Here is a 13898-nt window from a genome sequence, read left to right as displayed (position 1 = left end):
CTAAAAATCAGTCGGCCGATTGAAAGTTCCCGGTCAGATCCCGGGATCGTTCTCAAGCAGGATCGGCTTGCCGTGCGGGGTGGCATGGGCGGCACGCTCCCAGGCTTGCGCCATCGCGTCGACATCCGCCCTGGCGGCCAACCCCTTCGACGCAAGGAGGCTTTCCAGTGCTGCCAGCCAATGTTCGTAATAATCGTGGCCGTCAGCCGCGGCGTCCGGCTTCTTCACCTGCGCCGACAGGGCATCCGCCCACTCGTTCCACGAGAACAGGCCCTTGTCGTGCAGCGCCACCGTCAAGGCGAACGCCTCGGCCTGCCAGGGCTCTGCAAACACCGGGGCATCGACCCCCGGCGGCAAATCGGCAGCGGTCCCTTCAGGCCGGCTCAAGATAGCTCTCCCAGGCGTCGATCGACACCGTCAGCGTCGGGTCGGCGCCCTCGCCCCAGATCTCCGTGCCATCGAAAACCACCGTGTAGACCCATTGCGGGTTCTCGCCTTGCCCGTGCGCGTTGGTGTCGGGAAAGACGAAGCCGTCGCGCACCGCCTCGATCGTGCCCTGTCTGCCGCGCGCATAGCGCGGCAGCCTGGTGTGGCCGGTCGGGTTGAAATTCTTTGTCCGCACGGCGTCGCCGGCCTTGAAGCGCGGCGCCGTCTCGACCGGCCGGCTGCAAGGACTGCCCTTGGCCAGCACCGCCGGGACGTTTTCCGCCTTCAGCACCCGTTTCGGCGTCGTCGCCGCATCGATCGCCTCGCCCGCCTTGAGATCGCGTTCGCTGACGAAACCATGCCGCTTGAGCAAGGTCTCCAGCGCCTTGATCCAGATCTGGTAATAGCTGGAGCCATAATAGTCGGCCGGATGCAGCGATTCCCGCGCGTGCCGGCTTTCGTCGATGTTCCAGGCTCCCATGGCGCCGGCCGTCAGCGTCACGCCGAGCGCCCGCCTCTCCCAATCCGCATGGAAATAGGGTTCATCTTTTTCAGGGGCCACAGGCCCGAACCCCATCTGTCCGCCGAGATCCTGGGGGCCGTTCATGCCGGCTCCCCCGTCTGTTCCGGTTCTTTGGCCAGCGCCGTGCCGATCATCGCGTCACGGCTCACCAGATCGGCCAGTTGCTCCTCGCTCCAGCCTTCGGTGCCCTGCGGCCGCTGCGGCACGAGGAGATAGCGCAGCTCCGCGGTCGAATCCCAGACGCGGATCTTCTTGTCCACCGGCAGCGTCAGCCCGAATTCCTCGAGCACGCCGCGCGGGTCGATGACGGCGCGTGAACGATAGGGCGGCGCCTTGTACCAGACAGGCGGCAGCCCGAGCACCGACCACGGATAGCAGGAGCACAGCGTGCAGACGACGAGATTGTGCGTGTCATCGGTGTTGAACACCGCCTGCATGTGCTCGCCCTGCCGGCCGGTGTAGCCGAGCGATTCGATGGCCGCCGTCGCGTCGCGCCTCAGCCAGTCGGCATAGGCAGGATCGCTCCAGGCTTTCGCCACTACCCTGGCGCCGTTGCGCGGACCGATCTTGGTCTCGTAGGTATCGACGATGACGTCGATCGCGGCCGGATCGATCAGCCCCTTGCGAGTCAGGATGGTCTCCAGCGCGCGCACCCGGGCGGCAAACGGATCGAGTTCGTTGTCGTGGTCATGATCGTGGGACATTGCCACAAACTATGGCTCCGATCCGCCGGCCGCAAGCATGACGGCTTGGGCCAGCTTTATCCGGACCGCATCAAGCCGTTACTCGGCGGCCGTTTTCTGCGGCTCGCCCTGAATGTCGTCGTTGGTACCGAACAATGACGGCTGATCGCCTTCTTCGACCAGGTGCAACTCCGCCTTGCGCTTCGGCATCAGCCCGACCAGCCATCCCGAGAAATTCTCCATGTAGACATAGATCACCGGCGTCACGAACAGGGTCAGCGCCTGCGAGGCGAGCAGGCCGCCGACGACCGCGACACCCAGCGGCTGCCGCAGCTCGGCGCTGGCGCCGGTGCCGAGCGCGATCGGGAAGGTGCCCATAAGTGCTGCCAGCGTCGTCATCATGATCGGCCTGAAACGCATCAGGCAGGCCTTGTGGATGGAATCGGTGGCCGACATGCCTTCTCGTCGCAGTTCAAGCGCGACGTCGACCATCATGATGCCGTTCTTCTTGACGATGCCGATCAGCATCAGGATGCCGATCACAGCGATAACGGAGAGATCCATGCCAGCGAAGCGCAAAGCAACGAGGGCGCCAAGCACCGCCGACGGCAGGCCGGTCAGAATGGTGAGCGGGTGGATGAAGCTCTCATAGAGGATGCCGAGCACGATGTAGATGGTCAGGATGGCGCCGCCGATCAGCAGGCCCTGGTTGGCAAGCGAATCCTGGAAGGTCTTGGCGGTGCCGGCAAAGGACGTCGAGATCGCCGTCGGCATGCCGATCTGCTCCTTCAGCGCGCTGATGCGGGCCGTACTGTCGCCGAGCGCCACGCCTTGCGGCAAATTGTAGGAGATGGTCACCGCCGGAAGCTGGCCGAGCTGGTTGACCGTCAGGGCGCCGGCCGTGCGGTCGACGCGCGCGAAGGCGCCGAGCGGAACCAGGCTGCCGCTCGCCGTCCGCATCTGGATGGCGAGCATCCGCTCGGGTGACCATTCGATCTTGGGATCGAGCTCGGTGATGACCTCATAGCTGTCAGCCGAGCCGAAGATCGTCGACACCTGGTCGGTGCCGAACCCGCCATAGAGAGCGGTGCGCAGCGTGTCGGTGTCGATGCCGAGCTGGGCGGCCTTGTCGCGATCCACCACCAGCGATGCCTGCAGCGCATTGTTCTGCAAATCGCTGGTGACGTCGGTGAAGGTCGCATGATCGGCCGCCATCGCGTCATTGAGTTTCTGTGCCCAGATATCGGTCTGGCCGGTGTCCAGCCCCTGAACCACGAGCTGGTAGGCGCTGGCCGACGAGCGCGAACCCAGTCTCAGGTTCTGCACCGGCTGCATGTAGGTCTCGATGCCCGCCACGCCGGCCAGTTGCTTGCGCAGATCCGAAAGCACCTTCTCGATATCGGGACGCTGGTCCTTGCCCTTGAGCTGGACGAAGAGCTGCCCCTGGTTGAGCGCATTGTTGCCGCTGCCCGCCGACCACGCGACATGGTCGACATAGGGCGAATGCGAGAACACGCTGGCCACCTGCCCCTGCAGCTTGGCCATGGCGTCGAACGAGATGTCCTGGCGCGCGATGGTCGTCACCGAGATCTGGCCGATATCCTCCTGCGGGAAGAAGCCCTTCGGCGATACCTGGATCAGCCACACCGACGCCGCCGCGGTGCCGATGAAGACGAGGAACACCAGGAAGGTGTGCCGCAGGCAGAAGCTGAGGACGCGGTCGTAGCCGCGCGTGATGAAATCGCGCTTGTGGCCCGCACCGTGTGCTTCGCGGTCGGCCTTGGTCACCGACAGCAGCCGCGAGCAAAGCATCGGCGTCAGCGTCAGCGAGACGAACATCGACGCCAAGATGGCGACCGTCACCACGACGGCGAACTCGTTGAAGATGCGCCCGATCACCCCGCCCATCAGAAGCACCGGTATGAACACGGCGACCAGCGAGATCGAGATCGAGATGATGGTGAAGCCGATTTCGCGCGCGCCCTTCAGCGACGCATCGAAGGCAGACAACCCGTCCTCTTCCATATGGCGGAAGATGTTTTCGAGCATCACGATGGCGTCGTCGACGACGAGGCCGACAGCGAGCGTCAGGCCCATCAGCGAGATGTTGTCGATGGAAAAGCCGAACAGGAACATCGCGCCGAGCGTCGCGATTAGCGAGATCGGCACCGCCACGGCCGGGATGATGGTCGCCGTCACCCGGCGCAGGAACACGAAGATCACCATCACCACCAGCGCGATGGTCAAAAGCAGCGTGAACTGCACGTCGTCGACGGCCTGGCGGATCGACGTCGAGCGGTCGTTGAGCAGCTTGATCTGGGCCGCGGCCGGCATCTGGTCCTGGAAGGACGGCAGCATCGCCTTGACCTTGTCGACGACGTCGACCGTGTTGGCGTCGGGCTGGCGCTGGACGGCCATGATGATCGCGCGGGTACCGTCATACCAACTCGCCGTCGTCGTGGTCTGCACGGAATTGACGACGCGGGTCACCTCGCCCAGCCGCACCGGGTGGCCGTTCTTGGTGGCGATGATGAGGTTGGAGAAGCCGGCGGCGTCGGTCAGCTGGGTGTTGGCGGTGATGGTGAGCTGCTGCTTGTTGTTCTGCAGCACGCCGAGCGGCGTGTTGCTGTTGGCGGACGCGACCGCCGCCTGCAGCTGATCGATCGAGATGCCGCGGGCGGCAAGCGCGGTCGGGTCGATCTGGATGCGCACTGCGTATTTCTGCTGGCCGAAGATCGAGACCTGCGCCACCCCGTCGATGGTCGACAGCGACGGCGAGATGACGTTTTCGGCGAAGGCATCGAGGTCGGTCAGCGGAACCGTGTCGCTGACCAGCGACATCAAAAGGATCGGCGCGTCGGCCGGATTGACCTTGCGGTAGCTCGGCGGCGACGTCATCTGCGGCGGCAATGATTTCTGCGTGCGCGCGATCGCCGCCTGCACGTCGGCCGCCGCGGCGTCGATGTCACGGTTGAGCACGAACTGGATGGCGATCGAGGTCTGGCCGAGCGAGTTCGTGGTCGAAATCGAATCGATGCCGGCGATGGTCGCGAACTGCTTGATCAGCGGCGTCGCTACCGATGTCGCCATGGTTTCCGGCGAGGCGCCGGGCAGCGAGGCCGAGACGTTGACCACCGGGAATTCGGCGCTGGGCAGTGCGGCCACCGGCAGGAATTTGTAGGCGAACAGTCCGCCCAGCACGAGGGCGAACGACATCAGGAGCGTGGCGACGGGCCTGCGAATGCAGAATTCGGAGATCATTGGGCCGCCCCGCCGGCATTGCTCGCCTCGGCCACCTTGGGCGCTGCAGTAGTGGCGCCCTCATGTACGGCGGCGCCATTCTTCAGCCTCGTCTGGCCTTCGGTGACCACCTTCTCGCCGGCCTTCACTCCCTGGCTGATGGCGCTGTTCTCGCCTTCGGTCAGCGCCACCTGCACCGGCCGCATCTCGACAGTGTTGTCGGGTTTGACCACATAGACGAACGGCCCCTTCTGGCTCGGCTGCACCGCGACCGTGGGAACCGAGGTCATCCGCGGCATGACGCCGGCGTCGAGGACGACATTCACATATTGGCCCGGCCACAGCGAGAGATCGGCGTTCGGTATGCTGGCTCTCGTGGCGATGGTGCCGGAAGCCGTGTCGACGCTGGAATCGACGAAATCGAGCGTACCCTTGCCGATCGGCGTCGGGTCGCCGTCCTGGGTCAGCGTCACCGCCCCTTGCTGCGGATTGGCCAGCGCCTTGTGCAGCAGCGCAAGGTTGCTTTCCGGCAGATTGAAGTTCACCTGCAGCGGGTCCATCTGGGTGATGGTCACCAACGGTGTCGCCGTGCTGCTGTTGCCATTGCTGACGGTGACAAGATCGCCGACGGCGACATTGACGGCACCCAGCCTGCCGGCGATCGGCGCCGTGATCGTGGCAAAGCCAAGCTGGACGTTGTCGGCATCGATCGTCGCCTTGTCGGCATCGACGGTCGCCGCCGCGGCCTTCTGCGCGGCAACCGCCTGGTCGTAGGTTTGCTGCGTGCCGGCCTGCTTGGCGACAAGGTCCTTAGCGCGCTGAAGATCGGAATTCGAGCTGGCGAGCAGGGCCTGGTCCTTGGCGAGCGTCGCCTGGTCCTTGGCGAGCTGCGCCTTCAGCGCACGGTCATCGAGCGAAAGCAGGAGATCGCCGGCCTTCACCATCTGTCCGTCCTTGACGTCGATGGAGACGATCTGGCTGGACACCCGCGCGTTGATATTGACCACCGCCGGAGAGGAGACGAAGCCGATGGCATAGCGCCGGATCGGGAAGTCGGCCGTCGTCGCCGTCGCCGAGACGATCGAGGCCGAACGCGCGCCATTACCGCCAGCCGCCTGCTTGCCGCCTGCCGGTTTGTCCGAGGTTTTCGCGTCCCCAGCCTGGGTGTCCGATGCCTGGTTGTCCGATGCAGCCGCGACCTGCTTTGCGCCGATCAACTGTTGAGCCCGGCTCAGTGCGTCGGGAGACAGATAGAGCCAGGCAGCACCCGCGCAGGCGACCGCCAGCAAAGAAAGAATGACTTTTCCACGCATCGACAAAAGGCCCTCTCTGTCCGACACGCCATAGCCAGGTGGTCGTATTCTAGCGCAACTCACGGCTCCCTGCCGCGATTTCGCCGAATAGATAGGACACGCCTTTGTCGGAAAAGGGCCAAAACACGGCATTACGAAGATTTAATGTGCACTGCACAATGGATGTGCACCCGGCATGGCCGCTGGCCGAAGCTACGACGAGCCCGAGGAAAACCTATCTCAACATCGGCCAAAGCGTCGCCGCCAGCAGCACGCCCATGGCGATGTTGAACCATTTCAGCCGTACCGGATCCGACAGGAAACCGCGCAGCGCCGTGCCGAATCCCGCCCAAACCGAGACGCTCGGCAGGTTGACGATGGTGAAGGCCACCGAGATCAGCGCCACCGACAGGAAAGGGTGCTCCGGATTGCTGTAGACGGCCATGGCGGTGATCGCCATCACCCAGGCCTTGGGATTGACCCACTGGAACGCCGCCGCATCGATGAAGCGCATCGGTCGCCCGCTTGCCTCGCCCTTGCCTGCGAACGAGCGCGACATGGCGATCTTCCAGGCGAGGTAGAGCAGATAGGCGGCGCCGGCGATCTTCAACGCCGTATGCAGCGCCGGAAACGCCGTCAGCACGGCGCCAAGGCCAAGGCCGACGGCAAGCAGCAGCACCAGGAAACCGATGCTGATGCCAAGCATATGCGGCACGCTCCGGACCAGGCCGAAATTCACACCTGAAGCCAGCAGCATCAGATTGTTCGGCCCCGGCGTGATCGAGGTCACGAAGGCGTAGACCAAAAGAGCGAGGAATGCGTCGAGCGACATGATATCCTCCCAGATACGTCAGTATTATTGTCTCTTTCCGGCGAGCGCAAAGGCCAGAACCGGCCGATCCCCGAGCCAGAATTGACGGCTGTGAGGGGATCCGGCCGGTGCTACATGCCCTGCGGGCCGCGGTTCATCGCCGCCACGCCGGTGCGGCAGATCTCGACCAGGCCGAGCGGCTTCATGATGGCGATGAACTGGTCGAGCTTGGAGCCCTTGCCGGTGATCTCGAAGATGAAATGCTCGGTGTTGGCGTCGATGACCGAGGCGCGGAAAGCGTCGGCCAGCCGCAGCGCCTCGACGCGGGCCTCGCCGGTGCCGGCGACCTTGACCAGCGCCAGTTCCCGCTCCAGCGGCCGCTCCTGGCCGAACTCGTGCGAACGCACGGTGAGATCGACCACGCGGTGCACCGGAACGATGCGCTCGAGCTGATGCTTGATCTGCTCCAGCACGTGCGGCGTGCCGCGGGTCACGATGGTGATCCGCGACAGGTGCTTTTCATGTTCGGTCTCGGAAACGGTCAGGCTCTCGATGTTGTAGCCGCGACCGGAAAACAGCCCGATGACCCGGGCAAGCACGCCCGGCTCGTTGTCGACCAGCACGGAAAGCGTGTGGTTTTCCGGCCGCTCCGTCTCCTTGGCGATGAAGTAGGCGGAGCCGGTGGGTTGAAGGTGCTGTGCGTTCATGACATGAATCTCGATTTCAAACTCTTGATCTAACTATCTGTTTCCGCACGGCTTCTCGCGACAGCCCTGCCTTGGCTTCGCGGTTTAGACCAGTTCCCTGCCCTTGGCGTCGATGGCGTTGGCCACGGCCTCGTCCGTCGCCTCGTCCGGCAGCAGCATCTCGTTATGTGCCTTGCCCGACGGAATCATCGGGAAGCAGTTGGCGAGCGTCGCCACGCGGCAGTCGAACAGCACCGGCTTCCTGACCGAGATCATCTCCTTGATGGCGTCGTCCAGCTCGTCGGGCTTTTCGCAGCGGATGCCGTGGCCGCCATAGGCTTCCGCCAGCTTGACGAAGTCCGGCATCGCCTCCGTATAGGAATGCGACAGCCGGTTGCCGTGCAGCAGCTGCTGCCACTGGCGCACCATGCCCATGTACTGGTTGTTGAGGATGAAGATCTTGATCGGCGCATTGTGCTGCACCGCCGCGCTCATCTCCTGCATCGTCATCTGCACCGAGGCGTCGCCGGCGATGTCGACGACCAGCGCATCGGGATGCGCGATCTGCACGCCGAGTGCCGCCGGCAGGCCGTAGCCCATCGTGCCCAGCCCACCTGACGTCATCCAGCGGTTCGGCTTCTCGAAATGATAATGCTGCGCCGCCCACATCTGGTGCTGGCCGACCTCGGTGGTGATGTAGGTGTCCATGTCCTTGGTCAGTTCGTAGAGCCGCTGGATGGCGTATTGCGGCATGATGACCTCATGGTTCATCTTGTAGGCGAGTGAATCGCGACCGCGCCATTTGGCGATCTGCTCCCACCAGGGATAGAGCGCCTTCTTGTCGGCCTTGGCGGTCGCCCGCCACAGCCGCACCATGTCCTCCAGCACCCGGCCGACATCGCCGATGATAGGCACTTCGGTGTGCACGTTCTTGTTGATCGACGACGGGTCGATGTCGATGTGGATCTTGCGCGAGTTCGGCGAGAACGCTGTTAGCCGGCCGGTGATGCGGTCGTCGAAGCGGGCGCCGATGCAGATCATCACGTCGCAATCATGCATGGCCATGTTGGCTTCGTAGGTGCCGTGCATGCCGAGCATCCCCAGCCAGTTCTTGCCCGATGCCGGATAGGCGCCGAGCCCCATCAGCGTCGAGGTGATCGGGAAACCGGTGAGATCGACCAGTTCGCGCAAGAGATGGCTCGCCTCCGGGCCGGAATTGATGACGCCGCCGCCCGAGTAGATGATCGGCTTCTTCGCGGTCGCCATCAGCTCGACCGCCGCCTTGATCTTCTCCAGATCGCCCTGGACCTTGGGCTGGTAGCTGGTGCGGGGCGCGATCTGCGGCGGGACATAAAATCCCTTGGCGAACTGCACGTCCTTCGGAATGTCGACGACCACCGGGCCGGGACGGCCGGTCGTGGCGACATGGAAGGCCTCGTGGATGGTCGCCGCGAGTTCGTTGACGTCCTTCACCAGCCAGTTGTGCTTGGTGCAGGGGCGCGTGATACCGACCGTATCGCATTCCTGGAACGCGTCGGAGCCGATGAGCGACGTCGGCACCTGCCCGGTCAGGCAGACCAGCGGGATCGAATCCATCAAAGCGTCCTGCAGCGGCGTCACCGCATTGGTGGCGCCGGGGCCCGAGGTCACCAGCATGACGCCGGCCTTGCCGGTCGAGCGCGCATAGCCTTCCGCCGCGTGGCCCGCACCCTGCTCGTGCCGCACCAGAATGTGCTCGACCTCGTCCTGCTGGAAGATCTCGTCGTAGATCGGGAGAACCGCGCCGCCGGGATAGCCGAAGACATGCTTGACGCCATTGTCCTTCAGCGCCTGCACCACCATTTCGGCGCCCGTCATTTCGGCTCTTGGCATTTCGCGCCGTTCACTTTGTCCGTTGCTCATCGGTTTGGTCCCGTACTGTCGCCCTTTGGGCGTTGCCATCTGGCTGCTGCTGGTCGTTTAGTCGTGTTTTAGGCAATAAAAAAGGCCCCCGAGGGAGCCTGTGTGTTGCGCATGGGAGGTTTTCGCCCGGCGGTTACACCGCCTTGCCCACGCGCCTTCCTACGAGAATGAGTGCCTTTTTCATGATGGCGGACACTAAGGGCGGGCAAGGCAGGCTGTCAACGACAAAAATCGCGACGCCGATGAAGCCGCTTCCCAATTTGAAAAATACCCGTCACGATTTCGCGACGGACACGTCGTCAAACCGGCTTGGGAGCATGTTTTCCGGATAAGTCCTTGAAGCCACGCGAAACTATGGTGGGGCGTGACGAAGGCTATTCTCATTGCCAATACTTGATTGTCCGGCTTTGCAAGTCGGGAGGAGCAACCATGACGGCCTGGATTTCACGGAGGAAAACTTATGCTCGACAAGGCCCCAAACAAGAAACTGTCCGACCTGCTCGATCAATTCGGCGCTGCCCTGGCCGCCAATGACATCGAGAAGGCAGTCGGCTGTTTTCAGGAGGACTGCTACTGGCGCGACCTCGTCACCTTCACCTGGAACATCAAGACGATGGAGGGCAAGGACCAGGTCCGCGACATGCTGAAGAGCCAGTTGTCGAAGACCAAGCCGTCACACTTTGCCATCGCCAGGGATGAGGACGCGACCGAGAGCGACGGGCTGATCGAGGGCTGGATCAGTTTCGAGACCGAAATGGCGCGCGGCTTTGGCCATGTCAGGCTGAAGGACGGCAAGATCTGGACGCTGCTGACCACCATGGTCGAATTGAAAGGCCATGAGGAACCGGCGGGCTTCGCGCGGCCGATGGGCGCCAGGCATGGCTCGGGCAAGAACCGCCCGACATGGAAGGAAGAACGCGAGAAGGAGGCGGCCGAACTCGGCTTCAAGACGCAGCCCTACACGGTCATCATCGGCGGCGGCCAGGGCGGCATCGCGCTCGGCGCGCGGCTGCGGCAGCTCGGCGTGCCGGCCATCATCATCGAGAAGAACGAGCGCGCCGGCGACAGTTGGCGCAAGCGCTACAAGTCGCTCTGCCTGCACGATCCGGTCTGGTACGACCATCTGCCCTATATCGATTTCCCGAAGAACTGGCCGGTCTTCTCGCCCAAGGACAAGATCGGCGACTGGCTGGAAATGTACACCAAGGTGATGGAGCTGAACTACTGGTCCTCGACCGAGGCCAAGAGCGCCTCCTATGACGAGGAGAAGAAGGAATGGACCGTCGTCGTCCACCGCGACGGCAAGGACATCACCCTGAAACCCAAGCAGCTGGTGCTGGCCACCGGACAGTCCGGCAAGGCCAATCTGCCGAAATTCAAGGGCATGGAGAATTTCAAGGGCGACCAGCATCACTCCTCGAAGCATCCCGGCCCCGATGCCTATGCCGGCAAGAAGGCCGTTGTCATCGGCTCCAACAATTCCGCCCACGACATCGCCGCCGCGCTTTGGGAAGCCGGCGCCGACGTCACCATGGTGCAGCGATCGAGCACCCATATCTCGAGATCCGACACGCTGATGGAAATCGGCCTGGGCTCCCTCTATTCGGAACAGGCGGTTCAGAACGGCATCACCACGGCCAAGGCCGATCTCATCTTTGCCTCCCTGCCCTACAAGATCCTGCATGAATTCCAGATCCCGGCCTATGCCGAGATGAAGAAACGCGACGCGGCGTTCTACAAGGGGCTGGAAAAGGCCGGTTTCATGCTCGACTGGGGCGACGACGAGTCCGGCCTATTCATGAAGTACCTCAGGCGCGGCTCCGGCTATTATATCGACGTCGGCGCCTCCCAGCTGGTCATCGACGGATCGATCAGGCTGAAGAGCGGCGTCGACATCGAAGAGATCAAGCAGCATTCGGTTCTGCTCAGCGACGGGTCGGAACTGCCTGCCGACCTTATCGTCTACGCCACCGGCTATGGCTCGATGAACGGCTGGGCCGCCGATCTGATATCGCGCGAAACCGCCGACAAGGTCGGCAAATGCTGGGGCCTCGGCTCGAACACCACCAAGGATCCCGGCCCTTGGGAAGGCGAGTTGCGCAACATGTGGAAGCCGACGCAACAGGAAGCGCTGTGGTTCCACGGCGGCAATCTGCACCAGTCGCGCCACTATTCGCAGTTCCTGTCGCTGCAGTTGAAAGCCAGGCATGCCGGGCTGCCGACGCCGGTCTACGGACTTCAGCAGGTGCACCACAAAGGCTAACGACACACCCAGCCTTCTTGAATTTCCGCGCGGCATGTTCGCCGCGCGGGCCTTCGTTTCAGCCGCGCAACGTCACGCCGCTCGCCTCGGCCCAGCGCTGGATGACCTTGCGCTCGTCGGACAAGGCGGGGCGAGCCGGCCGGGCCTCCCCCGCGATAGATCGGCGATGCGGTGGGGCCGCGCCAGTCAGGCGCTCGCGGCATGCATCCGGCCGGTATTCGGCCACCGCATTGTCGACGTCGAAGCAGAAACACATGGGCGGTCTCCTCCCGGTGACTGGTTGCGTCAGGCGCGGTTGGCGAAGTCGCGAACCACCCGCTGCAGCAACGGCACATAATCGCGAAACGCCCGCGTCTTCATGTCGGCGACCTTGCCGCCCTCGTCCCAGATGCGAACCCGCACCGCGTCCTCATGGAACGGGTTCTTGCGGAACTCGGCCACCTCGTCGGCGTTCATCGGTCCGCCTTGCAGCGACAGCGTATGAACCGAAGCCGGCGACAGCTTGGAGAAATAGGTCGGGTCGGTGGCGCAGAGATAGCGCTTGGCCGCCACATGCAGCCTGACGCATTCGACGATGACAGGCGGAAAGAACGGCGCCAGCACCTCGCCGCCGGCCTCGTCATGGTGCTTGTCCTCGACATCCTCGGGCGAGTAGGTGCCGAACTCGCTGGTGTAATGGCCGATGTCGTGCAGCAGTGCGGCCGCCACCAGCACCTCGGGCGCACCGTCCTGCTCCGCCAGCCACGCCCCCTGCAGCATGTGCTCGGACATCGTCACCGGCTCGCCAAGATAGGATTCCGCGCCGCGGCGCTCGAAAATGTCGGCGATGAATTCGACGATGTTGTCCGCGTTCAAATCCTGGCCGCTCATTCCGCGGCCTCCTTGAAACCTTGTTCGATCGCGGCGAGCGTCGACAACAGGCCATCCTTGTCGGCGTAGCACCCTTGCAGCCAGCGCTTGCCGGTGCCCGAAAACGCCTTGCGGGCATGCATGACGCGGGTGTTGTCGACGATGAAGGCCTGGCCGGGCTCGAGCTTGAAGGTGACTTCGAAGGACGGATCCTCGATCAGCTCGGCGAACCGGCGATAGGCGGCGTAGTAGGCGTCCATGTCGGCGAAGGGCACGTCAACGGTCGGCGCCAAAGAACGGTTGTTGAAGCGGATGCAGATCAGTTCGCCATCGGGACCGAGCTCGATCATCGGACGCTTGGCCTGCAGCCGCACGCCCGACGAGCCGGCATATTCAAAACGCGCCGGGCATGAACTCAGCAGCCGGAAGCCTTCCGGGTTCTCGGCCTGCAAGGCAGCCGCGACGGCAAAACCGTCGACAACGCTCGATTCGCCACCCTCCACCGTATTTTCGATGCAGGACAGGATCTGCAGCGTCGGCACCGGATCGCGATAGGGATTGTCGGTGTGTGCCTGGAGACCGAGATTGGTGTAGGCAAGATTGTTCGGATTGACCTCGGCGCGCACTTCGAACCAGCGGCCGTAATTGGTTTCCCTGATGTAGCCGAACAGGTCGGAGACCTTGCAAAGCGCCCCGGATTCGGCCGGCAGGCCGTCCATCACCGCAAAGCCATAGGTCCTCACCGCCGAAAGCCACTCGCGCAGGACGCTGCGGCCATGGCTGGCTGCCGGGTAACTGGTGCGCGGCAGCGAATTCTGCATCGTCGCTTTCGTCCAGCGCTGGATGATATCGCCCGTCCAGCCGGGCTGGCGGAGCTCATCGCGGTCATAGGCGTTGGCACTCAGCCATTGCGCGGGAAAGCTGACCGTTTTTCCTTCCGGCACGAAGCTGACCTCCAGCATGCCAGCCTTGATCGCCGCCGCGCCAATTCTCGTCTCGGCCGGAATGTCGAGGATGGTGATGAGGCGCTGGCCGTTGCCGGCGCTGCGCGTCCTGTCGTCGAGCGCGTTGTCGCGCAGCCAGATGGCGTGAAAGCGGGTGCGTCTCCCGTCCTTCCAGCCAAGTTCGATCGTTCTGCCTTCGTCGCCAACCAGCGCGTGGGTGAGCATGGAAATCCGTCCCTGTCCGCTACACCCCACGGCCGGATCCGCAGGGTTTCGATT

Annotated in this window: 12 protein-coding genes; 1 reads left to right on the top strand and 11 read right to left on the bottom strand. The window is 63.6% G+C overall.

Translation table 11 applies throughout. The features are described from left to right. Positions 1 to 33: 33 nt before the first annotated feature. The 8 genes from FJ978_RS27370 to FJ978_RS27335 all read right to left on the bottom strand — a co-directional run bounded on the left by FJ978_RS27370 (position 34) and on the right by FJ978_RS27335 (position 9518). Positions 34 to 387 (bottom strand): nitrile hydratase accessory protein, encoded by a 354-nt coding sequence (locus FJ978_RS27370; protein ID WP_140575650.1) that lies wholly within the window; start codon positions 385 to 387, stop codon positions 34 to 36. Continuing rightward, on the bottom strand, positions 374 to 1033 hold the full coding sequence (gene nthB / locus FJ978_RS27365) for a nitrile hydratase subunit beta (RefSeq protein WP_140575648.1): 660 nt from the start codon (positions 1031 to 1033) through the stop codon (positions 374 to 376). Before nthB ends, FJ978_RS27370 begins: the two co-directional genes overlap by 14 nt. Beyond that, entirely contained in the window at positions 1030 to 1653 is a 624-nt protein-coding gene (gene nthA, locus FJ978_RS27360; protein ID WP_140575645.1) for a nitrile hydratase subunit alpha, read from the bottom strand. The genes nthB and nthA overlap by 4 nt, the downstream gene beginning before the upstream one ends. 78 nt (positions 1654 to 1731) lie before the next feature. Beyond that, entirely contained in the window at positions 1732 to 4893 is a 3162-nt protein-coding gene (locus tag FJ978_RS27355) for an efflux RND transporter permease subunit (RefSeq protein ID WP_140575643.1), read from the bottom strand. Next, positions 4890 to 6185 carry an efflux RND transporter periplasmic adaptor subunit gene (locus FJ978_RS27350; protein WP_140575640.1) on the bottom strand — a complete coding sequence of 432 codons (1296 nt, stop codon included), beginning with the start codon at positions 6183 to 6185 and terminating at the stop codon, positions 4890 to 4892. Before FJ978_RS27350 ends, FJ978_RS27355 begins: the two co-directional genes overlap by 4 nt. Before the next feature lie 214 nt (positions 6186 to 6399). Next, positions 6400 to 6996, bottom strand: a complete 597-nt coding sequence (locus FJ978_RS27345; RefSeq protein WP_140575637.1) for a LysE family translocator — start codon at positions 6994 to 6996, stop codon at positions 6400 to 6402. Between the two features lie 110 nt (positions 6997 to 7106). Continuing rightward, positions 7107 to 7682, bottom strand: a complete 576-nt coding sequence (gene ilvN / locus FJ978_RS27340; RefSeq protein WP_013894763.1) for an acetolactate synthase small subunit — start codon at positions 7680 to 7682, stop codon at positions 7107 to 7109. 84 nt (positions 7683 to 7766) lie between these two features. Beyond that, complete coding sequence (locus FJ978_RS27335; protein ID WP_181176843.1) at positions 7767 to 9518, bottom strand: acetolactate synthase 3 large subunit; 1752 nt, start codon at positions 9516 to 9518, stop codon at positions 7767 to 7769. Between the two features lie 505 nt (positions 9519 to 10023). On the opposite strand from FJ978_RS27335, the gene FJ978_RS27330 reads away from it, so the two are divergent. Next, entirely contained in the window at positions 10024 to 11826 is a 1803-nt protein-coding gene (locus FJ978_RS27330) for an NAD(P)/FAD-dependent oxidoreductase (RefSeq protein ID WP_140575632.1), read from the top strand. Positions 11827 to 11884: 58 nt separating this feature from the next. On the opposite strand, the gene FJ978_RS27325 is transcribed toward FJ978_RS27330, so the two are convergent. Genes FJ978_RS27325 through FJ978_RS27315 form a run of 3 tightly spaced genes read right to left on the bottom strand, consistent with a single transcriptional unit; the run spans position 11885 to position 13844 of the window. Further along, a complete protein-coding gene (locus FJ978_RS27325) occupies positions 11885 to 12082 on the bottom strand; it encodes a hypothetical protein (RefSeq protein ID WP_140575629.1) in 198 nt (65 codons plus the stop codon). A gap of 29 nt (positions 12083 to 12111) precedes the next feature. Further along, positions 12112 to 12696, bottom strand: a complete 585-nt coding sequence (locus tag FJ978_RS27320; RefSeq protein ID WP_013894759.1) for an HD domain-containing protein — start codon at positions 12694 to 12696, stop codon at positions 12112 to 12114. Continuing rightward, on the bottom strand, positions 12693 to 13844 hold the full coding sequence (locus FJ978_RS27315; RefSeq protein ID WP_140575627.1) for a gamma-butyrobetaine dioxygenase: 1152 nt from the start codon (positions 13842 to 13844) through the stop codon (positions 12693 to 12695). The genes FJ978_RS27320 and FJ978_RS27315 overlap by 4 nt, the downstream gene beginning before the upstream one ends. Positions 13845 to 13898: the final 54 nt, after the last annotated feature.

The organism is Mesorhizobium sp. B1-1-7, assembly GCF_006442705.1.
GTDB classification, from domain to species: domain Bacteria; phylum Pseudomonadota; class Alphaproteobacteria; order Rhizobiales; family Rhizobiaceae; genus Mesorhizobium; species Mesorhizobium opportunistum.
The sequence above is the reverse complement of the archived record's forward strand: the minus strand, read 5'-3'. Positions and strand labels throughout refer to the sequence as shown.